Below are 25257 nucleotides of genomic sequence, written 5' to 3'. Positions count from 1 at the left end.
TGCTAGAGGCCAGCGAGAAGGTTGTTCATCTTCTCGATTTCCGCTTTCTGGTCCGCCACAATGGTTTCCGCCAGGTCGACGGCGTCCGGGTCTTGCCCGTTGGCGGCCTCCTCTTCGGCCATGGCAATGGCGCCCTCGTGGTGTTCGATCATCTGGGTCAGGAACAGCCGGGATGCCTCGGCGCTTTGGGCTGCCTCCAGCTCCGCCAGGTCATCGGGACTCAGCATGCCTTCCATGGCGTGGTCGCCGGACATCTCCATCGGTTCGTCCCAGCTCTGTAGCCAGCCGGTCATTTTCTCGATTTCCGGGCCTTGTGCGGCCTTGATGTCTTCTGCCAATTGGGTGATCTGCGGATCGAGATCCTCCTTGGCGAGCATGATGTCGCTCATCTGCACGGCCTGTTGGTGGTGGGGGATCATCATCTGCGCGAACATCGCGTCGGCGCTGTTGTGGGTGCCGCCAGCGTCAGACGAGGCAGGGGCGGGGGAGTGGGACATGGTGCTGTGGTCCATTCCCGTGGATTCTCCGGTGGTGTTCGAACCGGTGTCCGAGCCGCAGCCGGCCAGGAAGAGGGCAGCGGCGACGGCGGTAGCCGAAATGGCGGTAAAGCGTTTCATGATCGGGTTCCTTCGAAAGTGGTCTCAAACTGCTGACTAGCATTTGCGCCCGCCCGGCAGAAGTTGCGGGGGTGGCGCCGCCTTCCCCGGTATGCGGGAAAGCGCAGGCATTCTAGGTGCGGCTGATCGAGAGCTGGACGAGTGAAGGAGGACGAAGCGCAGGGGCGCCGGGGCCTGCTGCTGTGGGTGGCGCGCGGAGGCCGGGCCTGTTTCGAGCCCGGAGCCATGTGGGGACGAACAGCAGGACGAATCCGGCCACGATCGTCATCAGCACGCAAACAGCTGCCATCAGATGGTGGTCTCCGGCGCAAGGGCCGCCGGCGCAGCCATCGGCGGGAAGCATGTCTGCGGGCGTGTCAGCCGAGGGGATGGCCTTCTCCGCGGCGGGCGCATGATGCGTGGCATGGGCGGGAGCTGACGTGGAGTGACCCGAGATGGCCGGTACGGAAGCTTGGTGTGAGACATTCAGGATGTGCATGCCGATGATGCCGAAGATGATCGCGGCCAGTCCTAGAAACAATGCCAGGGTGGGACGTAGGTGCAGGCCGAGGCGGGGTGCCGCGCCGTAGCTCATGGTTCCCTGCCTTTCCTTCGGGCCGCATCTGCTGGCCGCCATCAACGGTATCGAAGGGTGCGGGTCCGGGCGAAACCGCCAAGACCCGCTCCCGTCGGCCGACCGGTCATTGAACCGCGGCCGGGTCGAGCTTTATCCGGCGTAGCAGTTGCGCGTTCAGAGCCACAACGATGGTGGACACCGACATCAGTATCGCTGCTACTGCCGGGGAGATTGCGACGCCAGCAAAAGCCAGCACGCCCGCGGCAAGGGGAACGGCGATGACGTTGTAGCCGGTGGCCCAGATGAGGTTCTGGATCATCTTGCGGTAGCTGGCCCGGGACAGATCTACCATGGACAATACGGCCCGCGGATCATTGCCGGCTAGGACCACGCCGGCCGATTCCATCGCCACGTCCGTTCCCGCCCCGATGGCGATGCCGACCTCGGCCCTGGCGAGGGCAGGGGAATCGTTCACGCCATCGCCAACCATGGCCACCTTCAAGCCGCGGGACTGCAGTTCGCCGACTTTCTTGTCCTTGTCCTGCGGCAGGACCTGGGCGAAGACTTCGTCGATATTCAGCTCGGCAGCCACGGTGTCGGCGACCTGCTGTGCGTCCCCGGTGATCATGGCGACGCGGATGCCCCGCCTTTGCAGGGCGGTGATCGCCTGGCGGGATTCCTCGCGGACCTCGTCCTCCAGACTGACGGCCCCGATAACCTGTCCGCCGCGGACCACATGAAGCACGGAAGCGCCGCGTTCAACCCAGGGACGGGTCTGTTCCCGCAATTCCGCTGGGACCTGCAGGCCTTCGGCAGCGATCAGGTTAGGTCCGCCGACCATGACGACGGAGGCACCGACGTCGGCCTTGACGCCGCGGCCGGTCAGCGAGGCAAACCCGCTGGCGGCCGGTACGCGGAGACCGCGGTTCCGGGCTGCGGTGACGATCGCCCGGGCGGAGGGATGCTCGCTGTCCGCTTCCACGGCCGCGGCCAGCGCCAGAACGTCGTCGTCGTTCATTCCTTCGATTGCTGCAATGCCGGTCAGGCCGGGCTGTCCCTTGGTCAGGGTTCCCGTCTTATCGAAGAGTACGACGTCGATGGTGCGCATCCGCTCGAGCGCGATGCGGTTCTTGATCAGGACTCCGGCGCGGGCAGCCTGTTCCGTGGAGATCGCGATGACCAGCGGGATGGCCAGGCCGAGGGCGTGCGGGCAGGCGATGACCAGGACGGTAACCGTACGGATCACGGCCTCGTCGGGGCTGCCCAGCAGCACCCAGGCGATGAAGGTGATGATGCCGGCGCCGAGGGCGAAGTAGAACAGGAACGCCGCCGCCTTATCCGCCAGAGCCTGGGCTTTGGAGGAGGACGCCTGTGCTTCGGCGACCAGCCGTTGGATGCCGGCCAGCGCCGTGTCGGTGCCGACCGCGCCCACTCTGATGCGCACGGCACTGTCGGTTGCCACCGTTCCGGCCACCACGGTATCGCCGGGGCCACGCGGTACGGTCTTCGACTCACCTGTGATCATTGATTCGTCGAGTTCGGCCCGGCCTTCGATGATTTCGCCGTCGGCGGGCAGGCGCGCGCCGGAGCGGACCAGGACGACGTCGTTGACGGAGAGCTCGCTGATGCTGACCGTTTCCGTGCCGTGTTCGGTGATGCGTTCGGCTTCATCGGGCAGCAGTTCGGCGAGTGCATCCAGGGCGCCGCGGGCCGAGCCGAGGGCGCGCATTTCGATCCAGTGGCCCAGCAGCATGATGACTACGAGCAGGGCCAGCTCCCACCAGAAGTCCAGATTAAAGTTGCCGATGCCCAGCGTGGTGATCCAGGACGCGACGAACGCAACGGTGATGGCCATCGCGATGAGCAGCATCATGCCCGGTTGCCGGCTGCGCAGCTCCGTCCAACCGCCCTTGAGGAACGGTGTACCGCCATAGACGTAGATCAGCGATCCCAGGACCGGCGGGATCCAACTGGAGCCCGGGAATTCCGGGATGTGGTAGCCGAGCAGGTGGGCAAACATCGGGCTGAAATAGACCACCGGAACGGACAGCGCCAAGCTGAGCCAGAACTTGTTCTTGAACATGGCCGTGCTGTGCCCGGCATGCTGGCCGTGCTGGTGGACGGCGTGATCCTCGTCCACGGCGGAGTGGGCATGGCCTTCAGGCATCGCCTGCCCATGGGTGTTGTGGTCCATGTGCTCAGCTTCGGAAACTGGCGCACCGGCGGAATAGTCTCCGGATGTGTGCCGTCGGTGGTCTTCGTGGTTCATGGTCTTACTCCCCTCCAAATCCGGCCGATCAACCCGTGCCGGCGAATTCGTATCCTGCTTCAGAGACGGCAGCGCGCACAGCGTCAGGGCTGATGCTTCCGGAGCCGTAAACCGTGACGGTGGAAACGCCGTCCGGCACAAGGTCCACTGCCACGTCGGCGATGCCCTCGAGCCTGCCCAGCTTCTCGGAGACGCCGGCAACGCAATGTCCGCAGGTCATGCCGGTGACTTTGAACTGCGTCGACAAGTGTCCTGCGCCTGCCGCGACCGCTGGCACCGCTGCGCTGTTTCCTTGCGAGGAACAGCAGGCGCAGCCTGATGAAGCCTGAGTAAGCGGCAGGTTATGGCTGGATGTGCCACACATAATGATCTCCTCCATAAGGTTTCGAGATTGGCCTCCGCCAGAACCTTCCATCAGAAAGGCGTGCGCTTGAGCCATTGTGTGGACCGTTGGGGGCGTAGGGACCGCGAGGATCCGACGCTGTTTCCGGTACTGACCACGATATACCCCCTGGGGGTATGAGTCAAATGGCATTTTATGGCGGGTTGCTGGGCCGGCGGTAGTCGCCTGGGCCGACCCGAGCTTGCCCTGCGTGGGCACGCAGCAAGGTTTCCCCATCGGAATGGTAAGGCTACTGTGGTTTTGTGGGGTGTCGGACTGCCGGTTCGTTCCCTGGCCAATCGCAGAAGGAGCAGAACAATGAGGCACATCAAGTCCATGCTGGAGACTTACCCGAAGGATTTGGGTGGAATCGACAGGCAGAAGCTGACGGACTGTATCGCGGCATGTTTCGAATGTGCCCAGACCTGCACGGCCTGCGGGGATGCGTGCCTCAGCGAAGATATGGTGGCTGAGCTGACGAAGTGCATCCGGACAAATCTCGACTGTGCGGACATCTGCGCCGCGACCGGCAAGATCCTCTCCCGCCACACGGGTTATGACGCAAACGTTACCCGCGCTGTACTGGAGGCCTGCCGGGTCACATGCAAAGCCTGTGCAGACGAATGCGAAAGCCATGCGCAGATGCACGAGCACTGCCGCGTCTGTGCCGAAGCCTGCCGACGATGCGAGCAAGCCTGTGTTGAATTGTTGGGAGCGCTCGGCTAGTCCGCCGCAAGGGGCGTCTTGCGATCCACCTCTTCATGGATAACGACCCATAACCCCGCGGCCTATTCCCATGGGCACTGCTGTTTCGCTGCGAGAGCTTGAGGCGATAGGGTGGATTCTGGTGAGCCGGGAAGTCTGGTCGGCACGAGATTTCGTCGACCCTTCCCCTAGGAGCCCCGCATGTCCCAAAGTTCCCCCGACCGTCCCCGAAAGCCGCGCGTTCTCGGCAGGGGCAGTTACGCCGAAGCCCTGCGGATCGGTGAAATTTTCCGGAAAGAGACCGTTGGCGGGGCATTGCTCGTCGCGACGGCGCTGATCGCCCTGATTTGGGCCAATTCACCAGCGTCTGAGAGCTACTTCGCCTTGCGGGACTTCAAGATCGGTTACGAGCCGTGGCATCTCGATCTGAGTCTCGGTGCTTGGGCGGCCGATGGTCTGCTCGCGGTTTTCTTCTTCCTGGTAGGCCTGGAACTTAAGCGTGAGTTTGTTGCCGGAGACCTGCGCGACGCCCGCAAGGCCGCGGTGCCGGTGGCGGCGGCCGTCGGCGGCGTCGTTGTGCCGGCGGTCATCTATGCAGCTGTGAACTGGGGTAGCCCGGATACCATCCGCGGATGGGCCATTCCGACAGCCACGGACATTGCCTTCGCCGTCGCGGTTCTTGCCGTCATTGGTTCCCATCTGCCAACTGCCTTACGGATTTTCCTGCTGACACTGGCGGTGGTCGACGATCTGATCGCCATCGCCATCATCGCGTTCTTGTACACCAGCGATATTCACGTTGCCCCGCTACTGCTGACACTTATCCCGCTTGCCATTTACGCTCTTCTGGCGCAGAAATACCGGCGGTTCTTCGGTCTCAAACCAGCGGCCGCGTGGCTGATCCTGCTGCCGATCGGCATTGTGGCGTGGGCGTTGCTTCACGCCTCCGGTATCCATGCGACGGTTGCAGGTGTCCTGCTCGGTTTTGCCATCCCGGTGCTGCGCGGCAAGGCCAGCGGTGGACCGACGGCGGGGCCAGGCCTCTCGGAGATTTTCGAACACCGTTTCCGCCCCGTCTCTGCCGGATTCGCAGTTCCGGTCTTCGCGTTCTTCTCGGCGGGAGTGGAGATCGGTGGCTTCGATGGCCTGACCGCCTCGCTCACCGACACAGTGGCCATCGGCATCATTGCCGGCCTGGTCCTCGGTAAGCCGATCGGTATCGTGGCGACCACGTGGCTGATGAGTAAGTTCACTCGCGCCGAGCTTGATCCGTCGCTGAGGTGGATCGACCTGCTTGGCATCAGCCTGCTGGCCGGCATCGGGTTTACCGTCTCGCTGCTGGTTGCCGAACTTAGTTTCGGGCTCGGCTCTGCGGCGAACGACCATGCCAAGGTCGCCATCCTCGTCGCTTCGCTGCTTGCGGCGCTTTTGGCAACAGTTGTCCTGCGTGCACGCAACCGGCACTACCGCAGGATCGAAGCAGAGGAAAAGATCGACGCCGACCAAGACGGCGTTCCTGATGTCTACCAGCAGGACCAGGACGCTTCGTAAGCTTTGAACCCATAGATCCCGAACTCCTCGAGTTTCGTTTCCCGTGTCGGTCGTGCAACGGAAAGATATCCACCCTCACTCCACTCTGGTTGTGCGCTTCATCACATCGCGGTAGAATCGAATGTATGTTCGAGTCAATCGTTCCAGCAGAGATGGATCCGGTGAAGCCGGTCCCCGGTGATCCGGGTGCTGCGCTGGTCCGCGGCTGGGCCGCCGGACTCGCAGGTCTGGACCAGGACGTCTCGGAGGGGGTGCGGATTGACCGGATCAGCGCCCTGGAGGAACTCAAGGGCGCCCTCGCTGCCGCGCAGGCGCGGGAGACGGAAGCGTTTGTTGCCTCCCGGCGGGAGGCCCGCGCCGCGGCCGGGGTTCCGGCGGAGAGGCGGGGCCGGGGCCTGGCCAAGGAGATCGGCCTAGCCAGGAAGGACTCGCCCAACCGGGGCGGGAAGCACCTGGGCTTGGCCACCACGTTGATCCGGGAAATGCCGCACACGTATGCGGCGTTGGCCGAGGGCCGGCTGAACGAGTGGCGGGCGACCATCCTGGTCCGCGAAACCGCCTGCCTGAGCGTGGAAGACCGCGCCAAGGTCGACCGGGAATTATGTGCTGATCCGAAGACGCTGCACGGCTGCGGGGATAAACGGATCGGGGCGATGGCGAAGCAGGCCGCGCTGCGGCTGGATCCCTTGTCGGTGGTCCGCCGGGCCGCGAAAGCCGAAACCGAACGCCACGTCTCCTGCCGTCCGGCGCCGGACACCATGGCCCAGGTGTCCTGCCTTGTGCCGGCGGGGCAGGGCGTGGCCGTCCTCGCCGCCCTGACGAAGGAAGCCGACCGGTTGAAGGCGCAGGGCGATGAACGCTCCCGGGGACAGCTCATGGCCGACATCTTCGTCGAACGCGTCACCGGCCAGCCCGCCGAGAACCCCGCGAAAATCGAAGTACAGCTGGTCATGACCGACCGCACCCTGTTCCAAGGCGACTCCGAACCGGCCCACCTGACCGGGTACGGCATCGTCCCCGCCCAATGGGCCCGGAACCTGCTCCGCACCGGCGACACCGACACCGAGGTTAAGGGAGCGGCCGGCACCGGCCATTCCGCCGCCGCAACTCCGGAAAATCGTGCCGCTGGCGAAGACGAAGCCGTTGCCCGCGCAGCGGATGCCGGCTTTGGGGGCGGTGCTACCGGTTCCGGTCCGCCGGCCAGCGGCGAACCGGAACCGCTCCCCGATGCTGCTGCCGGGAACACGGACCCCGGAACCGCCGGAAATGCCGGCTCGGCGACCGGACCTCCCGGTGCGAAGCGAAGAGACCCCGGCGATGCAGCCGATGCTGGCGAGGTGGAAGTGTGGGTACGCCGGCTTTACACCGCGCCGGGTACCGGGCAGTTGCTCGGAATGGATTCGCGGGCGCGGTTGATGCCCGCCGGAATGCAGCGGGTCATCCAGGCCAGGGACCAGCTCTGCCGCACCCCGTGGTGCGACGCGCCGATCCGCCACCACGACCACGTCGTGCCCTGGCGCGACGCCGGAGAGACCAGCGAGATCAATGGGCAAGGCCTGTGTGAAGCGTGCAACCTCGCGAAAGAAGCCGACGGCTGGCACGCCCGAACCGTCCCCGGGCCGCGGCACACCGTCGAAACGACAACGCCGACCGGGCACACCTACCAATCCACCGCACCGGCACTGCCCGGCACACCACCGGCAACAGAACAACCGGACGAGATGCCGGAGCCGGTGTCAATCTTCGAACAGGCACTCGGCCGCATCGACTTCCTCTACCGCCCCGCCGCCTGATAGTAGTGACATCCGAAGCTACCAAGGTGAAGGTGTTCACCTTGACACTTGCCAGGTAAGGAACGGCATCAGTGGCCTGCGTCAGTCAACTCATTCGGAACATGCGGTAGCTTTGCGCTCTCAAGCACGTCGCCGGATTCCAGATCGACTGCGTGGATGGATGAACTGCCCGGATCCGTCACATACGCGGTATGGCCCTGGACCGCCAATGTGGGCCGCGGCTGCTGCCATTCCACCGGCTCCTCCCATTCGTCAATCACAGGGATACGGGCGGTGACGGCTCCGCTAGATGGCTCGATAACGTGGAGTGATCCATCCGTACCCAGTACTAAGGCTTCACCGTGCGGACCCCGGCCGAGCGATCTGAAGGAGTAGCTCGTGCCCAGTTCGACCAGGTCCACGGTGTTGTTGCTGGTATCGATCAGGGCGATCTGCTCGGGCCGTTCCAGTTCAGCGTCGGGGTCCGTTTTGTAATCCGCAAGTACGACGGCGGACTCCTCCGAGCCCTTCTGGTTTCCCATCCGGCCGTAGGCATCAGGACTGTCCACCTTGGTGATCTTGCCGTCCCGGTAGACCAAGGCGCCGTCCTCGCACCCAACGGTGACCGCTTCGTCTGCAGCCGCTGCCTCGCCGTGCACGCCGGGGCATTGCTCGTTGCGGGTAATCTCGCGGCGATCCTTATCCAGCAGCGCAAGTCCCGAGCGGGAAGTGCTGTTGCCTACAGTCAGCAACATGTTGCCGTTTTTCAGTCCGACGGCGACACCGTGATGAGCTTCGGCAGCGGTGTAGGTGTCAGTTTTCGGCTGTCCGTCGGCAAGCTGGGCAGAGTCGAAGGATTCGATGACTCCCGAGCCGTCGCTGAACAGGACAGTCCGTCCGGCATGGCTGACCACATGGCCCGGTTCGTCCGCCACGAACTGGATGTCCGTCAACGAGGGCGTTGTGGCGTAATGATGTGCATGGTCACCGTGGGCCTCGCTCCAACTGCCGGTGTCAAGGACTTTGAAGGCGCTGCCCGTCGAGATCATGACGTGCCGGCCGTCGCCGGCCGGGCTGAGCCGGTTGAAGCCGTCCAGCTCCACAGTTTCCAGCAGTTCAAGGCTTGCGCCGTCGAGAACCATGACGCCGCCGTCGTACGTCAGACTCAGCCGCGGTGCGGCCTTATCCAGTTCGACGACATCGGACTTCGGGATGGGGTCAGCAGCAGGGGAGTCGGCAGGATCCGGTCCTGCGGCGGCTGCCCCACAGGAGGTCAGGAGTGTGAGGGCAAAAGGTGCGGTGAGCCAAGTGAGCCTGCGGGAAGGTGGTGTCAGTGAATGCATGCATTGAAGTTAGCATTAAATGAGAATCATTTGCGTTAGGGGCAATGACAGCTTGTTTTGGGCTTGAGAACAGAAAGTGGCGCACTAGGTCTAACGTTTCAACAGATTTGGCCGCATAATGTCGTTTGGGGGAGCGGCAGCGATGTCGTGGACCCCCATTCGGAACGAGTCATGGGGGTACATCATCAAGGGTCTCAGGCTTTTCCGGCCATGTCTGGCGGGACGATTTGCCGTAGCAACACTTGCATCGTTGGCGCTCCTGGCCTCTGGCTTGCCGGCGCAAGCCGCGGACCTGCCCGAAGTGTCCGGCGCGTCCGCGACGCAGCGGCCGGCCGGTGAAGTGAGGGCAACGGACACCGCTATGCCGTCGACGACGTCTCCGTCGTCAGCATCGGAACCGGTTGGATCCTCCTCCGGGGTTCCGTCGGACGCCTCGGCTGATCCCACGTCGGAGGATGCAGGGACGACGGCGGGGACTGAAACGCCAGGGGAGACGACGACGGGCGGGACCGAAGCGCCCGCGGGATCGACTGTGCCGACCGAAACTGCGGATCCAACGGAAACCAGTGTCCCGGTCGAGCCCTCCACGCCAGCGGAGACCTCCGCTCCGGCTGAAACGCAGACGCCCGATGGGCAGTTGACTCCCGATCCCGGCGAAACGGATCAGGCGGAATCTACGGAGGAAGCAGCCGAAGCGGAACCGACAGCGGAGGAGGCTATCGCTGCGAAGGCCGATGAGCTGAAACTCGTGCCGCGCAACGACCTTAATTGCACCCTGGTCGGCGAGGGTTGCGTGCAGACCTTTACGTCCGCCGAGCGTCCCACGGAGCGCATTGCCATCTACTGGAGCCCGCAAACCGGTGCGCACAGCGTCGATCTGCTGCACTACATTGGCAAAAAGTACCGGAGCGAAAAGTACGAAGCAGGCATGTACGGTTACCCCACTTCGGACGCGCCGGATGCGGCGGTAACCGGAACAGTTTCTCAAACGTTCGAGCACGGGACGATCGACAATTCCTACGTCGCCAGCGGCCAGGAGGCCATCAGGGCCAAGGCCGCGGCGATGAACTATACGCAGGCCGCGAACGACTTCAACTGCCTGCTGGCAAGCGATGGCTGCGTGCGTACATACAAGTCGGGCGCCAAACTCATCGCGATCTACTGGACCGCCGCCACCGGCGCACACACTGTGGACCTGACCCATGCCGTCGGCAAGGCCTACCGCAGCGCGGGGTGGGAAGAGGGCAAGTACGGCTATCCGACGTCGGACATGTCCGACGTGCCGAACACCAAGGTTTCGGTGCAGTCCTTCGAGCGCGGCAAAATCGTCGATACGTCAACCCACTATGCCGCTGGCAGGAAGGCGCTGGCGGACAGGGCCTCGAAACTGAAGCTCACCGCGGTCAACGGCTACGCCTGCGAACTACGGGGATACGGCTGCGTGCGTACGTACAAACCGGCCGGCAGCAGCAAGCGCATCGCGATCTACTGGACCCAGGCCACGGGTGCGCGGACCGTGGAACTGACCCACGCCGTCGGAAAAGCGTACAGGGCGTCCGGCTACGAGAAGGGCAAGTACGGCTACCCGACCTCGGATCTGAGCGTGAATTCGAGGACCTTGGTGGCAACGCAGAGTTTCCAGAAGGGCAAGATTGTCCACACGCCGGCGCATGTAACGGCCGGCCTGAAGGCCCTGGATGCCCGGGCCAAGCAACTAAGTTACACGGCGGTCAACGACTATAACTGCCGCCTGGCCGGCAACGGCTGCGTGCGCACCTACAAGCCCTCGCTCTCGAGCAAGCGGCGCATGGCCATCTACTGGACCGCCAAGACCGGTGCCCGCACCGTGGAACTGACCCACGCCGTCGGTAAGAAATTTACGGCGGCCAAATACGAGCGCGGCGTTCTCGGCTACCCCATGGGGGACATGAAGTGCGGTCTGAAGTCCAGAGGCTGCGTGCAGGTCTTCCAGAAGGGGCAGATCGCGTACTCGCCGGCCACCGGCGCCCGGACGTTGACCGCCCAGATCAACTACAGCTGGAAGTCACGCAGCAGCCAGAACGGGACGCTGGGCTACCCGCTGCAGGACGCCGTGACGCGCAGCGGCAAAACCACGCAGGTCTTCCAAGGCGGCTCGCTGATCGCCGCGAAGGTCGGGGCCAGCTACCTGCCGAAGAACGAGTGCTGGGCCATCGGCGCGCACAAGACCCGCTACTACCATGGCTGGGCCAACCGCGTCTCGTTCACCATCTCGGAGAAGTACGGCACGTACAAGGCCAGCTTCATCAACTGCGTGCGGATCGGCTCCGTCTACAAGCAGGAATGGAAAACGTCCAGGGCCACGGTAGGTCTCAAGGGCTTCAAGAAGCCCGGCGTCGCTTCTGGTCACACGATGTACCGCTGGTCGCCGCAGGGCAGCTTCACCGTCACGGATGCGTTCGGTGAAGGCAACCCGGGCACCGGGCTCAACTACCAGAAGCTGAATTCGCGGTCGCAGTGGTCCGGCACGCCGGGCAGCGGGTACAACAAGTACTTCGAGTCCTCCTTCAACCGCTGGCCGGACGAGCAGATGTGGCAGATCATGCGCGCTCCCACCGGCGATTACCGCCAGGGCGCGGTGATCGACTACAACCGCGGGCCGGGGCAGAAGATCAAGCAGGGGGCAGGTTTCGCCATCTTCCTGCACGCGAATGCGGTTCCTACTTACGGCTGCATCGCGCTGGATCTGTCCAATGTGACGAGATACCTGAAGACGGCGGACAAGGGCGACCGGATTGTGATGGGCGTCCGGGCTGACATCTTCAAATAGGCCCGCAGGCAGTATCCCGCCGGTTCGGCCAGTAGCAGATGACGGGCGCCGACAAGGGTCTTTGGGCCATTGTGCGCGCATTCGTTATGGTTTTGTGAGCTAACGACGGCGGCGCCCCACCTGAGATGGAACGCCGCCGTCGTTGTGACCCTCCCCAAGGAAAAACAGGATAAAGACAGTGTCGAAACTTAAAGCATTAATGTCCCTTGCTCTCGGCGCCTCCGTGGCTGCCGCAGCCGTTGTGGGGCCCGTACCCGCCGCCCTGGCCGCTGTGCAGCCGAACCAAGGTGCCGGCGTCGTTGTTCCGCAGGCCGCGGGGGACAAACTCAACACCGCGAACAAGCAGCAGATCATCGACGTGTTCAACGGGATCAACAAGTTCCGGGCGAGCAAGGGCCTCGAGCCGGTCAAGTTCAATGCCACCGTCTCCGAGCTGTCCGAGGACTGGTCGGACAAGATGGCCAGTACGGGCGACTTCAAGCACAACCCCGGCTACACCCAAGATCCCCGCGTCGCCGACCGCTGGTCCAATGCCGGCGAAATCATCGCCTACCGGACGGATACCAGGGGCCAGGGGCTGGTGGACCAGTGGATAGGCTCTCCCGGCCACAACCGGATCATGAGCGACCCGGCGTACGACACGATCGGCGTCGGCATCTCCATCAAGAAGGACGCGAACGGGCGCGTGAAGATGTACGGCACGGTGAACTTCTTCAAGTTCCGTACGCCTCCGGCCGGGCAGTACAACACGGCCTCGGCATTCTTCGGCTCCACCGCGTCCTCGCCGTCGCCCGCCCCGGCTCCTGCTGTTGTTTCTGCTCCGGCTGGACCGTCCATCCAGTCCGCCGGGGACATCGTGGCCGTGGATCAGACCGGCGTGCTGTGGAACTACGGGACCGGCAAGAACAACGCGAGTTCCTCCGCGTGGAAGATTGGTTCCGGCTTTGGCAACGCGAAGGAAGTCCACGTCACAGACTGGAACGCGGACAGGACGATGGACATCGTGGCCCAGTGGGAGAGCGGCAAGCTCAGCGTCTACCCGGGCAAGCCCGGCGGCGGTTTCTCCAGCGCCATCACCATCGGCGCCAGCGGCTGGGCCGGCTACGAGGTCACGGTCGGGAATTGGAAGAAAACGGACCGCTACCCCTCCGTGGTCGCCAAGAGCGGCTCGGGCATTCTGTTCCACTACCCGAACCTCTCCGGCGGCAAACTCTCCGCACGGAGCCAGGTGGACACCGGGCTCCGCACGGAGCCAGGTGGACACCGGCTGGAAATCCCTGACCATCAACCAGCTCGACTGGGACAAGGACGGAAACGCCGACATCGTGGCCCGCACGTCGGCCGGACAGCTGAAGCTCTACCGCACCAACGGCAACGGGAAGTTTGTTGCGGAGAGCCGCAGGATCATCGGCAACGGCGGGTGGAACTCGATGACTGCGCTGACCTCGATCCGCGGCTACAACGGTCCGGGAACCCAGGGGTTGTTGGCCCGCTCCACTGCCGGCCTCCTGTATTACTACCAGGCGAATGATTCCAGATGGGCCGGCCGGGTCACCGTGGGGACCGGTTGGAACGGCATGGAGCTCGCCGGCCACTGATATAGAGGCTTCTCCTGCCTGCCGCGCCTTCCCTCTACTCAGCCAGCGCGAGGACGCCTAGGGTTGAGTCATGGAAGACGTTGTACTTGTGGGCTATGACGGTTCGCCGGCCAGCAGCCGCGCCTTGGACTGGGCCATCGACGAGGCCCGGCTCCGTGGCTGGCCGCTGCGGCTGGTGACTGCCTTCTCGCCGGCCCAGAATATTACCGATCCTATGGTGGAGGGCAAATACGTCGAGCTTGAGACCCGCCGGGGCGAGTCCATGCTGCAGGAAGCCCTCGAGCGGGCCAAGAACCACGGCGTGACGGTGGAGTCCCGCGTGGTGGCGGGGAATCCCGGCGGCGTGCTCGTGGACCTCTCGAAGTCCGCCGCGCTGGCCGTGGTCGGTAAGCGGGGCCGCGGTGGGTTTGCCGGCCGGCTGATGGGCAGTGTCTCCTCGGGGCTGGCGGCGCACTCGAAGTGCCCCACCGTGGTGATTCCCGAAGCGGGCGATGCAGCCCGGAACGCCGGCTTCACTGCAGCGGAGCGCAGCGAAGTACCTGCCCGCAGGACGGAGACGGCACCGGTTCCATGGCTGGTATCGGCCCCGGATGGCATGAGCGCCGAGGGCGTGCACCCCGACGACGAGAGCCAGTCCTGGAGCTACTCAGGCCAGATTGTCATGGCCATGGATGCCCTCGGAACGAAGAATCCGGCCCTTTGGGCTGCAGCGGAAACGGCGCAGTTCCATGCCAAGGCGCTGACCCTGGTTTCCACCCGCGCGCCGTACTACCGGGACTCGGTCTGGCTGGACCATGCCGAAGGTGCCAGCCGGTTCCGCCAGGAAGTCGCCCATGACCTGGACTCTGTCCTGGCGGAAGTCCGCTCGCGGTATCCAAACGTCAAGGCCAGCTGGCAGTTCTACATCGCCAAGCCTGCAGAGATCCTGGTCCAAACCACGCAGACCGCGGATCTGCTGGTGCTCGGAACCCGTGGACACGGCGGCTTTCCCGGGCTGCTGTTGGGATCCGTCAGTCAGGCCGTCCTCCAGCACGGAGCTTCGCCCATGATGGTGGTACCGAGGTCCAGACAGCAGTCAGAGCAGCAGTAGGCCTGGTCTGCGAGGACAGCGTGTAAGCTATACATGTGTTTGCATGTAAGCGTGGACAGGGAAAGGGCGTTGGGCAATGAGTAACCTGGAGCCGCATCCGCAGGAAATGCTATGCGGGAACGAGGCCGAAGTGGGCGTAGCCCGGTCGCGCGTGGAACTGCTGGAGCCGCGCGAGTTGCCGCTCGGCGGCCCGCGCGCCATGAACGTCCGGCGCACTTTGCCGCAGCGGCAGCGTTCCCTGATCGGGGCCTGGTGCTTTGTAGACCACTACGGTCCGGACGAGGTGTCCGAAACCGGCGGCATGCGCGTTCCGCCGCACCCGCACACTGGCCTGCAGACGGTGAGCTGGCTCTTCACCGGCGAGATTGAACACCGCGACAGCGCTGGATTCCACGCGTTTGTCCGCCCCGGCGAACTGAACCTGATGACGGCGGGCCGGGGTATCTGCCACTCCGAGGTTTCCACCGCCGAAACAACGGTCCTGCACGGCGCCCAGCTCTGGGTGGCGCTGCCGGATCATGCCCGTTTCACCGATCCCGGATTCGACCACTACGCGCCGGAGCCGGTCAGCACCGATGCCTTTGAACTGCGCGTCTTTATGGGGTCGCTCGCCGGCAGCGTGTCCCCGGTGGCGCTCCACTCGCCGCTGCTCGGAGCGGAGCTCCTGCTGAAGCCGGGGCAGAGCGCCGTCTTCGACGTCGAGGAATCCTTCGAATACGGCGTCCTGGTAGACAGCGGTACCGTCCGCTTCAACGGGGCCACGGCCACCGCCGACCAGCTGGCCTACCTGCCCACCGGGCACCGGGAAATCGAGCTGGCCTCGGAGACGGACGAGCCCGTCCGCCTGCTGCTGATCGGCGGCGAGCCGATGGGCGAAGCAATCGTCATGTGGTGGAACTTCGTCGGACGCGACCACGACGAGGTCGTCGAATTCCGCGCCAACTGGCAGGCCGAGATCGGCGCCGAACCGCATCCGGCCGCAGCCGCGGCAACCAATCAGTTCGGCACGGTGGTGGGAAACACTCTGGCTCCGCTTCCCGCCCCGACGCTGCCCAATGCGCGCATCCGCCCGCGCCGCTAGCAGCAACGCCAGCCCCGCCCTCCGGGCGCGCCACTTATCCATCGAGGAGAGGAACACCATGTCCAACGAAACTGCCGCCGAGGCCCGGGAGATCACCGTGGTCCACGCGCCCGAGCGCCACCGCTATGAACTGCGCGACGGCGATGCCACCATCGGCTTTACCATCTACCGGCGGCTGCAGCCCGGACAGGACCAGGTGGTGTTCATCCACACCGAAGTGGATGATGCCTATGCCGGCCAGGGGCTGGCCTCGAAGCTGGCACGTTTCGCCCTCGACGACGTGAAATCCAGCGGCCGCCGGATCCTCCCTCTCTGCCCCTACATCGCCGCGTTCGTTCGTAAACACCACGAGTACGACGACGTCCTGGACGTCCCCGCGCAGGGCGAGGCTGAAACCGAGGAGGCCCGGTGGAGCAAGTGACACGGGAGCGGATTTTCATCGATAAGCAGCACCCGGCGGCCTACCGGGCGCTGAACGGTCTGGGCCTCAAGGTTCGCGAAGCCGCGGATGCAGCCGGGATCGACCGCACGGTCACCGAACTGATCAACATCCGGGTCTCCCAGATTAACGGGTGTGCCTACTGCCTGAACATGCACGTCACGGATGCCTTGGCCAACGGGGAAACCATCCAGCGGATCGTGGTCCTGCCGGCGTGGCGGGATACCCAGCTGTTCACCGCCCAGGAACAGGGCGCCCTGGCCCTCGCCGAATCGCTGACCGAACTGCCGGACCATGAGAGCCAGGACCGGGCCTACGCCTTTGCGCGCAAATGCCTCACCGAGGACCAGCTCTCCGCCGTCAGCTGGATCACGCTGACCATGAATGCCTTCAACCGGCTCTCGATCGTCAGTGAGCATCCGGTGCGACCTGCCAAGTCCTGAGCATCTGCCGGTCCTCCCTCCGATGCGGCAGGCCATGGAAGCAATGCCTCCCGCTCTAGCCGAAAAGGCACTGGCCGCCTCGGGCTCACCGTGCCATCGCGGCGGAGAACGTCGAGACGGCGCTGACCGGCAGGGACTCCGCCGCGACAAAACCGTCGGGCCGGACCAGGTAGAAATACCCCGGCTGCAGCTTCGTATTGCCGTTCAGCGGCAGGACCTGGACGTCCAGACCCAGCGCGGAGCGGACGTGGTGGACGGCGACGTCGTCGATCCCGCCGTAGGCGTGGACCTGCCAGGTGAGCGAGCGGAGCGTCTCGAAGTTTGAACCGGTGTACGGCAGCCGGCGCCCGTCCACCTTGCCGCGGCGGCCCTTGGCTGCCTGCTTGGCTTCATCGCTCATCCAGTAGTGGATCCGCACCTGGGACACGTACTCGAACAGGCGCGGAGCACCCCTGAGCCGGGGCAGGATGTTCGTCGCCACCGGTGCGAGCACGGGAAGGATCAGCCTGCGGAGGGTCCGGGGCACCGGACGGGCCGAGGTGATGATGCCGAACAGCCGGTCCGTAGTCGAGATCAGCCGGCGCGCAACGGGACGCCGTTCGGCCTCGTAGCGGTCGAGGTAGCGTTCTGACGCCCGGCCCTGCAATACGTCTGCGAGTTTGAAGGCAAGGTTGTGTGCATCCTGCAACCCGGTGTTCATTCCCTGGGCGCCAACGGGGGAGTGTACGTGCGCGGCGTCGCCGGCCAGGAACACCGGCCCATCGCGGAAGACTGCCGCGGTGCGGTGGTGCACCTTGTAGGTGGAGTACCAGCGGGACGGTCCATAGCTGACGGAGTAGATCCGCTGCAGGCGCCGGCGCACCGTGTCCTCGGAGAGTTCGTCGCCGGCGATGTCGGAGTTCCGCACCGTACCGATCAGCCGCACGTCGGAGTCGCCGCCCATCGGAAAGCCGAGCAGGAAGTCCTCAGTGCCCGGCCGGATGTTGACGGCATCAAGGGCGAGCCCCCGGACCTCGGTCGCATCCGAGACGTAGAAAGTGTGCGCGTTGGTGACTCCTTCGAACGCGATGCCGCGCACCGAACGCACCGTGGAGGAACCGCCGTCGGAACCCACGCAGTACCGTGCGCGGATCCGCACCACGCCGTCGTCGGTCGCCAGCGTTGCCGTCACCGGCAGCGGGTCGGACAGGTCCACGTCCAGGGCAGTCAGCCGGTGCTGCCAGAACACATCGGAGCCGAGCGCCTTGAGATTGTCCACCAGGAGCTGCTCGTTCCGGCTTTGCTCCAGGAAGGTGATGCCGGGATACGGTGTCACGCCGCGGCCCAGGCGCCCGATGGGAACCCGTCCCAGCTCGCGCGCTTCGTAGCCGAAGACCAGCTTCTGTGCGACGGTGCCCTCGGCGAGAACCTTGTCGATCACGCCGAGCTGGTCGTAGATCTCCATGCTTCTGGCCTGCAGGCCCAGGGCGCGGGACTCCCGCGTGGGCTCCGATTTGCCGTCGGCCACCAGCATGGGCACGCCTAGCTTGGCCAGCCAGTTGGCCAGCATCAGTCCGGTCGGTCCCGCGCCGACCACCAGGACATCGGTCTGGATCTGCCGCTCCGCCATGTCAGTCCGCACCCCGTAATCGAGCGATTTTTGCCCGGGCAGCGGCGCCGCCGGGCCCTCACCTCAGCGTGCGGTACCGAGCCGGAAACGGTCAAGGGGAGGGGCGGGTGACAGTTGCGGAACGATCGCATAACAGAGGGGCCGCAAGACGGATATAACGGCGCCGGAGGGGACTATGATGCTCTCATAACTCCGAGAGGATGGTGGCGTCATGAGCGATGCGCTGGATGTAGGGTCCACGGCAGCCACGGCGGATAAAGGAATGTACCGGCAGTTGCTGGAGGAGAAGATCGCCGAGGCCCGCCTGCAGATCGAGCGGCTGACGGCTGACATTCACGAGGCGACACTGGCCGCGCACGATATTCCGGCCGACGACGAGCACGACCCGGAGGGTTCCACGCTCACGCTCGAACGTGCCCGCGAGGTCGCGCTGCTCGACGGCACCGAGAAGTCGCTCGCCGAACTGCTGGAAGCCGAGGACCGCCTCGAGAAGGGCACCTACGGCACGTGCGAGAACTGCGGGCGCGAGATACCGCGCGAGCGGCTCGAAGTCCGGCCGGAAGCGCGGTTCTGCGTGCAGTGCGCCAGCGCCCGACGGCGGTAAAGACCGCCGCCAAGCCTGGGCTTGCTTATACGTCGGTGCCGGGATCGTCCCTCAGCCCGCGCTGGGCACGGTCGGCCTCATCGGAGGCTTCCTCAGGCAGCGGATCTGCTGCCGGCGGCACCTGGCCCGGCGCGTAGTCCTGCAGCCCCGCGGCCACGCGCTCCTGTTCAGCGGCGGCCTGCAGATCGTCGTCGTCCACGGTTTCGGGCATTTTGCCGTGGCCGGTCCGTGTCGACTGCGGCAGCGCGTCTTCCTGCGGGTCTATGACGTCGTCGAGGTTGGGGGAGTTTTCTTCGCGTGGGGTAGACATGGTCGCTCCTTCGCTTGGGGGTCTTTCCACCCTATGAGCCCTACCGGCCGGCTGCAATGGCACGGCGCAGATCCGGGCGGCTCGCAGGCGGTCAGGCGCGCTGTAGTTGGCCACAACAACGAGGCGGGCTGCTGTGCACTCGCCCACTGACGTTCCCCGTTCGTCCTTATAGCCTCAGGAAGGCAGCTATCCGCCATCCAGATAAATAAGGATCGAACGTCAATGACGACAACTGTTTTATCACCGCACCCCTCAAGCAATTCCGGCCAGGACCCGGCCGCCGCCGGCACAGACGCGGGCCCTTGGGAGAGCGCACAAAGCCAGCTGGCCTCGGCCGTCCGCACCCTCGGCTACAGCTCCGGGCTGCACCAGATGCTGGCCCGGCCGCGCCGCGAGCTCTCTGTCAGCATCCCGTTGCGCAGGGACGATGGCAGCGTGGAAATCCTCACCGGTTACCGCGTCCAGCACAACTTCTCCCGCGGGCCGGCCAAGGGCGGTCTGCGCTACAGCCCGGAGGTTTCGCTTGACGAGGTCCGGGCGCTGGCGATGTGGATGACCTGGAAATGCGCCCTCCTTGACGTGCCCTACGGCGGGGCCAAGGGCGGGATCACGATTGATCCGCGCAACTACTCGCAGCAGGAACTTGAGCGCGTGACGCGCCGGTACACCAGCGAGATCCTGCCGGTGATCGGCCCCGAAAAGGACATTCCGGCTCCGGACATCGGAACCGACGAACAGACCATGGCGTGGATGATGGACACCTACTCCGTCAATGTCGGCTACACGGTGCCCGGCGTGGTGACCGGCAAGCCTGTCAGCGTGGGCGGCTCCCTTGGCCGGGCCAGCGCGACCTCCCGCGGTGTGGTCCACGTTGCCTTGGCCGCCCTCCGGCAGGCTGGCATCGCCCCAGTCGGGAGTACCGCCGCCGTGCAAGGCTTCGGCAAGGTTGGTGCCGGTGCCGCGGAATTCCTCGCCGAAGCCGGCGTCGCCGTCGTCGCTGTTGGAGACCAGTACGGCGCGATCTACAACGCAGCCGGGCTGGAGATCAAGGCGCTTACCGAGCATGTCCGCGAAACGGGCAGCGTGGTCGGATTCAAGGGCTCTGAGGCCGTCGGCTCCGAAGAACTGCTCGAACTGGAGGTCGACCTGCTCGTGCCGGCCGCCGTCGAAGGTGTCCTGCATGGCGGGAATGCCGGCCGGGTACGGGCAAAGGTCATCGTGGAAGGCGCCAACGGACCCACCACGGCTGCCGCGGATGCTGTTTTCCGCGAGAACGGCGTGCTGGTAGTGCCCGATATCCTCGCGAATGCCGGTGGCGTGATCGTGTCCTACTTCGAGTGGGTGCAGGGCAACCAGGCCTACTGGTGGACCGCGGCCGAGGTCGAGGAGCGGCTGGAACAGCGCATGCTCGCCGCGTGGGAGAACGTGCTGGCCGTTGCGGCCCGGCGCGGCCTGAGCCTGCGCGAGGCGGCAACCGTGACCGCTGTTGAGCGCGTGGCGGAAGCCCACCTCACCCGCGGCCTCTACCCCTAAGCCCGGAGCCTAAGCCCCGGGCCTAGGTACAGGTACAGCAAAGGGTGCTGCCGCAGATTGCGGCAGCACCCTTTTATCGAGGTGAGTGCGCAGGAACTACTCCGGCACCACCAGGGCCGGCGAATCCTGCTCAAGCGTCTCGCCGCGGAAGAATCCTGGGTTCCGCCGGTAGAACAGCAGCATCGCCACCAGGCCCAGCGCGATGATGCCCACGCCGATGATGAACACCAGCCCGATCCCGAAGACCTCCGAGCCGCTGCCGAACGCCGGATCCCAGCTGTCCACCGCCGTCTGGAGGAAGACGACCACCAGGGCGAGGCCGCCGAGCAGCGGGAACAGGAACCGGAACAGGAAGCTGCGCACGTTCACGAACGCGGTCCGGCGGAAATACCAGACGCAGGCCAGCGCGGTCAGTCCGTAGTAGAAGCAGATCATCAGGCCCAGCGCCATGATCGTGTCGTTGAGGACGTTGTCGCTGACAAAGCGCATCAGCGTGTAAAAGCCCGCCGATACGGCACCGGCCACCACGGTGGCGTACACCGGCGACTGGAAACGCGGGTTGATCCTCGCGAACCGCTCCGGCAGGGCCTTGTAGTAGCCCATGGCCAGCAGGCTGCGGGCGGGGGAGATCATGGTGGACTGCAGCGAGGACGCGCAGCTGGAGAGCACGGCCAGCGAGAGCAGGATAGCGAAGGGTCCCATCACCGGGCCGGCGATGGCCGTGAAGACGTTCTCGGAGATGTCCGGATTGTTCAGCCCCAGTCCGGTGTCCCCGATGCCGGCGAACATGATGGTCGCAACGGAGCCCAGCAGGTAGATGACCAGAACGGCGACGGCGGTAACCGCGGCGGCGATGCCGGAAGTCCGCTTGCCGTTGGTGGTTTCCTCGTTCATGGTCAGGCAGACGTCCCAGCCCCAGAAGGCGAAGATAGACAGCGACAGGCCAGCGGCGAAGGCGGAGAAGCTCTCAATGCCGAACGGGTTGAACCACTCCCAGTCGAACGCCAGCGGCTGCGCCTCCGGGACAGTGCCGATCTTGGCCAGCGCGCCGAGCACAAACCAGGCCAGCACGCCCAGCTGGAAGATCACCAGCACGTACTGCACGGTCTTGGTGGTCTTCATGCCGCGGCACGAAACCCACACCGCCAGCGCCACAAACACCAGGCAGGTCAGCACGTTGACTACCTTGTTCGCGGCCAGATCGGCAATGGCCTGGGAACCGGTGAGCTGGGAGAGGAAGAGGTAGAAGAAGTCCACCGCAACGCCGGCCAGGTTAGAGAGCACAATGATGTTCGCGGCGAGCAGCCCCCAGCCGCCCATCCAGCCCACAAACGGTCCGAATGCCTTGGTTACCCAGGTGAACGTGGTGCCGCTGTCCGGCGAGTCCGCATTCAGCTCGCGGTAGCCCAGCGCCACCAGGAACATCGGGACGAAGCCAACAATGAAGATGGCCGGCAGATAGGTGCCGATGGCCTGCACGGTGGGACCCAGCGTGGAGGTCAGCACGTAGGCCGGGGCGATGGTGGAAATACCAATAACGACGACGGCGAGCAGGCCGAGCTGTCCGCTGGCGAGCCCCTTGCCGGTCCGGGCCGCCGGGGCGGTGCGTGTTGTCTGGCTCATGTCATGGCCTTTCGGGAGGTGCGGGGCTGCTGCTGCGTGATGCAGTGGATGCCGCCGCCGCGGGCAAAGAGTTCGCGGGCATCCACGCCGACAACGCGGCGGCCGGGATAGACGTCGGCGAGAATGGCCAGCGCCTTTTCATCCGACGGGTCCGCGAAGGTGCAGGCAATGACGCCGCCGTTGACCACCAGGTGGTTGATGTAGCTGTAGTCCACGAAGCCCTCGTCGTCCCGCAGCGTTTCCGGCGCGGGCACCTCGACGATGTTCCAGTTCCGGCCGGCGGCGTCGGTGGTGCCGTGGAGGAAAGCGATGATCTCGCGGCTGACCTCATAGTCCGGATGCTCCGGGTTGTTCTGGGCGTGGACCAGCAGCGTCCCGGGGGAGGGGATCGCGGCCACAATGTCCACATGCCCGCGCGTGCCGTAGCGCTGCGAATCGCGGGTCAGTCCGCGCGGCAGCCAGATGACCTTGGTGGCGCCGATGGTACGAGCGAGTTCGGCCTCGATCTGCGCCTTGGTGGCCCCGGGATTCCGGCCCGGGTCCAGCTGGACGGTCTCGGTGACCAGGACGGTGCCTTCGCCGTCCACCTGGATCCCGCCGCCCTCGTTGACCAGCGCGGAGGCAATACGTTCGACGCCGGCAAGTTCGGCCACACGGGCGGCAATCTTTTCGTCCTTGTCCCAGCTGGCCCAGTCCTGCTGGCCCCAGCCATTGAACACCCAGTCGACCGCAGCCAGCCCGCCGTCGTCGTTCGTGACGAAGGTGGGGCCGATGTCCCGCATCCACGCGTCGTTCAGCGGGGCCGAGACCGTTTCGACTGCCGGGGAGAGGTAGTCCCGCGCGGTGGCGATGTCGGCCGGGTCCACCACCATGGTGACCGGTTCGAATTCGGCGGTGGCGTTGGCAACGGCCGCCCAGGTGGAGCGGGCGGCATGGGCCTGCTCCTCGGTGTCGCCCAGTGTGTAGCCGCCGGGCGGGAAAGCCATCCAGATGCGGGACTGTTCGGCCGTTTCGGCGGGCATCTTCCAGGCCATGGTCAGGCCACCGTTCTTGCAGTGGCTGCTGCCACGGATCCTGCTGCCGGCTGCGCCGAAGTCGAGCCGAAGGGCTGGTCCGCGCGGACCGGGTCCGTCAGCCGGGCGTAGGTGTCCGGGCGGCGGGTGGTCAGGAACGGGAAGAGTGTCAGCCAGTCCTTGCGCTGGTCCAGGTCCAGGTCCGCCACCAGTACCGCCGACTCGTCCCGCGGAGCCTGCACCAGAATGCGGCCGTAGGGATCGGAGATGAAGGAGGAGCCGTAGAAGGTGTTGGTGCCCTCGTTGCCCCAGCGGTTCGGGGCCACCATGAACAGGCCGTTGGCGATCCCGTTGCCCACGATGACCTGCTGCCAGAGCGGCTGGGTGTCGAAGTCCGGGTGGTCCGGCTCCGAGCCGATGGCCGTGGGGTAGACCAAGAGTTCCGCGCCGCCGAGGGAGTACATCCGCGCGAGTTCGGGGAACCACTCGTCCCAGCAGGTTGGCATGCCCAGCCGGAGACCGTCCAGTTCCGCCGGCTCGTGCACTGTGTAGGCGTCCTCGCCGGCGGGCCCCTGGCGGAAATACTTGTCTTCGTAGTAGCCGGCCGTGACCGGAATGTGGAGTTTGTGGGTGGTGGCCAGCAGCTCACCCTGTGGCGAGACCAGGATGGCGGTGTTCAGGCCGAGCTCGTCGGCCGGGTCATCGGCGCGCTGGTACAGCGAGGCGTGCACGCACACGTTGTTGGCGCGGGCGGCCTCGGCGGCGAAGGTGAAGGTGGGGCCGGTCAGGAGGTCTTCGGCCAGTTCCGCGGCACGGCCTTCGGGCAACTTGTCAGCGGGGTATTTGGACAGCGTGAGTTCAGGCAGGAAAACGACGGCGGCGCCGAGGGCTGCCGCACGCGCGATCCCTTCGGCGAGCTCGGCTTTTGTCTGCTCCGGGTCGGCATGCCAGCGGTGTTGGACCAGGCCGACGCGCAGCGGAGTGCGGTCGCTCCGCTCGGTACGGGCAAACGAGACAGGCGGATCCAGTTGAGTCAGTTCAATCATTGGGAGAAACACTTCCGTGGGATGCGGGTCACATCAAATGAATTTGATTCATTTATTATGCAGGTGTGAGCCGCCCAACACAAGAGCAAAATGAATCCCGTTCGTTAAACTGCGGATGCCGCGCGTTCTGTTGAGGCGGTCCTACCTGATTTGCCTGATTCTTCCCTCCGCGCCCCACGCCGTATCGGCGGTCCAGACGAGGGCATCAAGTCGTTCGGCTGTAGCGAGACAGAGACGATCCGCAAGAGACAGGCCGCTGCCCCGGCGCCAAAGACGGGCGGCTTGTTCGGCGTCGGATGCGTGGACCGGCTCAATCACGAGGCCGTAGCTCAAAAGCAAGCGACGCGACAGCTCCCAGTCTTTGCCTCGCGAGAGCAGTTTTTGCGCGGTTTCCGACCAATTGACGGCGCTGCAGGCTCCGCCTTTGACCAATTGCTCCTCGACAATGTCGGCGCCGTCTGCCGCGGCAAGAAAACTCAGTAACGCGGAGGCATCAAAGAGATTCATGCAGCATCTTCGGCCGCCGCCTGTCGCCGCCGATCCGCAAGCAGTTCGCCGACGATATCGGTGCTCTCAAGTTCGCCCCGCACGAGTCGTTTGATCTGTTCGCGCGTGGCTAAAACCACTCCTTGGGGAGTCTCGAGCAGAATTAGCACCGTTCCAGCCCCAAGGTGGAGGCGCTCGCGCAGCTCAGCCGGCACTACCAGGCGGCCGCGTTCGCCCATGACTACCTGATATGTCCCACTCATGTTCCTATACTCCCACTCAGCGAAGCCCCCGCACAGGGCCCGCGTTGACTCATCAAAGATGCCCGCGTAGCTGCTATCGAAGAATCATTGGATAATGCCCGCGTAGCGGTGTGTC

Annotated in this window: 23 protein-coding genes and 1 pseudogene; 12 read left to right on the top strand and 12 right to left on the bottom strand. The window is 65.0% G+C overall.

The genetic code is table 11. The annotated features are described in order from the left end of the window. Positions 1-2: 2 nt before the first annotated feature. The 4 genes from AC3A4M_RS13465 to AC3A4M_RS13450 form a co-directional block, all read right to left on the bottom strand. Positions 3-617 carry a DUF305 domain-containing protein gene (locus tag AC3A4M_RS13465; RefSeq protein WP_498736221.1) on the bottom strand — a complete coding sequence of 205 codons (615 nt, stop codon included), beginning with the start codon at positions 615-617 and terminating at the stop codon, positions 3-5. A 112-nt stretch (positions 618-729) separates the two neighbouring features. After that, complete coding sequence (locus AC3A4M_RS13460; protein WP_498736220.1) at positions 730-1191, bottom strand: DUF6153 family protein; 462 nt, start codon at positions 1189-1191, stop codon at positions 730-732. 106 nt (positions 1192-1297) lie between these two features. After that, positions 1298-3442, bottom strand: a complete 2145-nt coding sequence (locus AC3A4M_RS13455) for a copper-translocating P-type ATPase (RefSeq protein WP_498736219.1) — start codon at positions 3440-3442, stop codon at positions 1298-1300. Between the two features lie 28 nt (positions 3443-3470). Continuing rightward, on the bottom strand, positions 3471-3689 hold the full coding sequence (locus AC3A4M_RS13450) for a heavy-metal-associated domain-containing protein (protein WP_498736218.1): 219 nt from the start codon (positions 3687-3689) through the stop codon (positions 3471-3473). A gap of 453 nt (positions 3690-4142) precedes the next feature. Here AC3A4M_RS13450 and AC3A4M_RS13445 point away from each other — a divergent pair, with 453 nt between their 5' ends. From AC3A4M_RS13445 to AC3A4M_RS13435, 3 genes are all read left to right on the top strand, one after another. Continuing rightward, positions 4143-4550 carry a four-helix bundle copper-binding protein gene (locus AC3A4M_RS13445; protein ID WP_498736217.1) on the top strand — a complete coding sequence of 136 codons (408 nt, stop codon included), beginning with the start codon at positions 4143-4145 and terminating at the stop codon, positions 4548-4550. A 180-nt stretch (positions 4551-4730) separates the two neighbouring features. After that, the gene (gene nhaA / locus AC3A4M_RS13440) at positions 4731-6080 is read left to right on the top strand and encodes a Na+/H+ antiporter NhaA (protein WP_498736216.1); all 1350 of its coding nucleotides are present in this window, start codon (positions 4731-4733) and stop codon (positions 6078-6080) included. A gap of 125 nt (positions 6081-6205) precedes the next feature. Continuing rightward, entirely contained in the window at positions 6206-7873 is a 1668-nt protein-coding gene (locus AC3A4M_RS13435) for an HNH endonuclease (protein WP_498736215.1), read from the top strand. A gap of 68 nt (positions 7874-7941) precedes the next feature. Here AC3A4M_RS13435 and aztD read toward each other — a convergent pair whose 3' ends face one another. Further along, a complete protein-coding gene (gene aztD / locus AC3A4M_RS13430; RefSeq protein ID WP_498736214.1) occupies positions 7942-9195 on the bottom strand; it encodes a zinc metallochaperone AztD in 1254 nt (417 codons plus the stop codon). A 532-nt stretch (positions 9196-9727) separates the two neighbouring features. On the opposite strand from aztD, the gene AC3A4M_RS13425 reads away from it, so the two are divergent. The 7 genes and pseudogenes from AC3A4M_RS13425 (at position 9728) to AC3A4M_RS13395 (ending at position 16655) form a co-directional block, all read left to right on the top strand. After that, positions 9728-12004, top strand: coding sequence for a hypothetical protein (locus AC3A4M_RS13425; protein WP_498736213.1), 2277 nt, complete (start codon positions 9728-9730; stop codon positions 12002-12004). A 199-nt stretch (positions 12005-12203) separates the two neighbouring features. Continuing rightward, positions 12204-12674: pseudogene (locus AC3A4M_RS13420) on the top strand (CAP domain-containing protein); the annotation flags it as partial. Positions 12675-13260: 586 nt separating this feature from the next. Continuing rightward, positions 13261-13602, top strand: a complete 342-nt coding sequence (locus AC3A4M_RS13415) for an FG-GAP repeat domain-containing protein (RefSeq protein WP_498736212.1) — start codon at positions 13261-13263, stop codon at positions 13600-13602. 70 nt (positions 13603-13672) lie between these two features. After that, positions 13673-14692 (top strand): universal stress protein, encoded by a 1020-nt coding sequence (locus tag AC3A4M_RS13410; protein ID WP_498736211.1) that lies wholly within the window; start codon positions 13673-13675, stop codon positions 14690-14692. A 76-nt stretch (positions 14693-14768) separates the two neighbouring features. Continuing rightward, positions 14769-15773: a pirin family protein gene (locus tag AC3A4M_RS13405; protein WP_498736210.1), complete on the top strand. Its 1005-nt coding sequence runs from the start codon at positions 14769-14771 to the stop codon at positions 15771-15773. Between the two features lie 58 nt (positions 15774-15831). Next, positions 15832-16194, top strand: coding sequence for a GNAT family N-acetyltransferase (locus AC3A4M_RS13400; RefSeq protein ID WP_498736209.1), 363 nt, complete (start codon positions 15832-15834; stop codon positions 16192-16194). Continuing rightward, entirely contained in the window at positions 16182-16655 is a 474-nt protein-coding gene (locus AC3A4M_RS13395) for a carboxymuconolactone decarboxylase family protein (protein WP_498736208.1), read from the top strand. The genes AC3A4M_RS13400 and AC3A4M_RS13395 overlap by 13 nt, the downstream gene beginning before the upstream one ends. An 85-nt stretch (positions 16656-16740) precedes the next feature. Here the strand turns inward: AC3A4M_RS13395 and AC3A4M_RS13390 are convergent, their stop codons facing one another. After that, positions 16741-18276 carry an FAD-dependent monooxygenase gene (locus AC3A4M_RS13390; RefSeq protein WP_498736207.1) on the bottom strand — a complete coding sequence of 512 codons (1536 nt, stop codon included), beginning with the start codon at positions 18274-18276 and terminating at the stop codon, positions 16741-16743. A 199-nt stretch (positions 18277-18475) separates the two neighbouring features. On the opposite strand from AC3A4M_RS13390, the gene AC3A4M_RS13385 reads away from it, so the two are divergent. Beyond that, entirely contained in the window at positions 18476-18868 is a 393-nt protein-coding gene (locus AC3A4M_RS13385; RefSeq protein WP_139005136.1) for a TraR/DksA family transcriptional regulator, read from the top strand. Between the two features lie 25 nt (positions 18869-18893). Here the strand turns inward: AC3A4M_RS13385 and AC3A4M_RS13380 are convergent, their stop codons facing one another. After that, positions 18894-19178: a hypothetical protein gene (locus tag AC3A4M_RS13380; protein WP_498736206.1), complete on the bottom strand. Its 285-nt coding sequence runs from the start codon at positions 19176-19178 to the stop codon at positions 18894-18896. Positions 19179-19400: 222 nt separating this feature from the next. Between AC3A4M_RS13380 and AC3A4M_RS13375 the strand changes: the two genes are divergently transcribed. Then, complete coding sequence (locus tag AC3A4M_RS13375; protein WP_498736205.1) at positions 19401-20711, top strand: Glu/Leu/Phe/Val family dehydrogenase; 1311 nt, start codon at positions 19401-19403, stop codon at positions 20709-20711. A 96-nt stretch (positions 20712-20807) separates the two neighbouring features. On the opposite strand, the gene AC3A4M_RS13370 is transcribed toward AC3A4M_RS13375, so the two are convergent. From AC3A4M_RS13370 to AC3A4M_RS13350, 5 genes are all read right to left on the bottom strand, one after another. Then, a complete protein-coding gene (locus tag AC3A4M_RS13370) occupies positions 20808-22334 on the bottom strand; it encodes an APC family permease (RefSeq protein ID WP_498736204.1) in 1527 nt (508 codons plus the stop codon). Beyond that, a complete protein-coding gene (locus tag AC3A4M_RS13365; protein WP_498736203.1) occupies positions 22331-23368 on the bottom strand; it encodes an agmatine deiminase family protein in 1038 nt (345 codons plus the stop codon). The genes AC3A4M_RS13370 and AC3A4M_RS13365 overlap by 4 nt, the downstream gene beginning before the upstream one ends. Before the next feature lie 2 nt (positions 23369-23370). Continuing rightward, entirely contained in the window at positions 23371-24393 is a 1023-nt protein-coding gene (locus AC3A4M_RS13360) for a nitrilase-related carbon-nitrogen hydrolase (protein WP_498736202.1), read from the bottom strand. A gap of 141 nt (positions 24394-24534) precedes the next feature. Continuing rightward, on the bottom strand, positions 24535-24900 hold the full coding sequence (locus AC3A4M_RS13355; protein ID WP_498736201.1) for a PIN domain-containing protein: 366 nt from the start codon (positions 24898-24900) through the stop codon (positions 24535-24537). Then, positions 24897-25142 carry an AbrB/MazE/SpoVT family DNA-binding domain-containing protein gene (locus AC3A4M_RS13350; protein WP_498736200.1) on the bottom strand — a complete coding sequence of 82 codons (246 nt, stop codon included), beginning with the start codon at positions 25140-25142 and terminating at the stop codon, positions 24897-24899. The genes AC3A4M_RS13355 and AC3A4M_RS13350 overlap by 4 nt, the downstream gene beginning before the upstream one ends. Positions 25143-25257 lie beyond the last annotated feature (115 nt).

The organism is Arthrobacter sp. Soil_C_60, assembly GCF_057656375.1.
This window is presented reverse-complemented; position numbering and strand designations above follow the sequence as displayed.

Bases quoted from the DNA above. Each gene is read 5' to 3' on its own strand.
- aztD (WP_498736214.1), bottom strand. From the start codon at position 9,195: ATGCATTCACTGACACCACCTTCCCGCAGGCTCACTTGGCTCACCGCA.
- AC3A4M_RS13375 (WP_498736205.1), top strand. From the start codon at position 19,401: ATGACGACAACTGTTTTATCACCGCACCCCTCAAGCAATTCCGGCCAG.
- AC3A4M_RS13370 (WP_498736204.1), bottom strand. From the start codon at position 22,334: ATGAGCCAGACAACACGCACCGCCCCGGCGGCCCGGACCGGCAAGGGG.
- AC3A4M_RS13360 (WP_498736202.1), bottom strand. From the start codon at position 24,393: ATGATTGAACTGACTCAACTGGATCCGCCTGTCTCGTTTGCCCGTACC.
- AC3A4M_RS13365 (WP_498736203.1), bottom strand. From the start codon at position 23,368: ATGGCCTGGAAGATGCCCGCCGAAACGGCCGAACAGTCCCGCATCTGG.
- AC3A4M_RS13355 (WP_498736201.1), bottom strand. From the start codon at position 24,900: ATGAATCTCTTTGATGCCTCCGCGTTACTGAGTTTTCTTGCCGCGGCA.
- AC3A4M_RS13460 (WP_498736220.1), bottom strand. From the start codon at position 1,191: ATGAGCTACGGCGCGGCACCCCGCCTCGGCCTGCACCTACGTCCCACC.
- AC3A4M_RS13435 (WP_498736215.1), top strand. From the start codon at position 6,206: ATGTTCGAGTCAATCGTTCCAGCAGAGATGGATCCGGTGAAGCCGGTC.
- AC3A4M_RS13385 (WP_139005136.1), top strand. From the start codon at position 18,476: ATGAGCGATGCGCTGGATGTAGGGTCCACGGCAGCCACGGCGGATAAA.
- AC3A4M_RS13410 (WP_498736211.1), top strand. From the start codon at position 13,673: ATGGAAGACGTTGTACTTGTGGGCTATGACGGTTCGCCGGCCAGCAGC.
- AC3A4M_RS13445 (WP_498736217.1), top strand. From the start codon at position 4,143: ATGAGGCACATCAAGTCCATGCTGGAGACTTACCCGAAGGATTTGGGT.
- AC3A4M_RS13400 (WP_498736209.1), top strand. From the start codon at position 15,832: ATGTCCAACGAAACTGCCGCCGAGGCCCGGGAGATCACCGTGGTCCAC.
- AC3A4M_RS13465 (WP_498736221.1), bottom strand. From the start codon at position 617: ATGAAACGCTTTACCGCCATTTCGGCTACCGCCGTCGCCGCTGCCCTC.
- AC3A4M_RS13455 (WP_498736219.1), bottom strand. From the start codon at position 3,442: ATGAACCACGAAGACCACCGACGGCACACATCCGGAGACTATTCCGCC.
- AC3A4M_RS13380 (WP_498736206.1), bottom strand. From the start codon at position 19,178: ATGTCTACCCCACGCGAAGAAAACTCCCCCAACCTCGACGACGTCATA.
- AC3A4M_RS13350 (WP_498736200.1), bottom strand. From the start codon at position 25,142: ATGAGTGGGACATATCAGGTAGTCATGGGCGAACGCGGCCGCCTGGTA.
- nhaA (WP_498736216.1), top strand. From the start codon at position 4,731: ATGTCCCAAAGTTCCCCCGACCGTCCCCGAAAGCCGCGCGTTCTCGGC.
- AC3A4M_RS13405 (WP_498736210.1), top strand. From the start codon at position 14,769: ATGAGTAACCTGGAGCCGCATCCGCAGGAAATGCTATGCGGGAACGAG.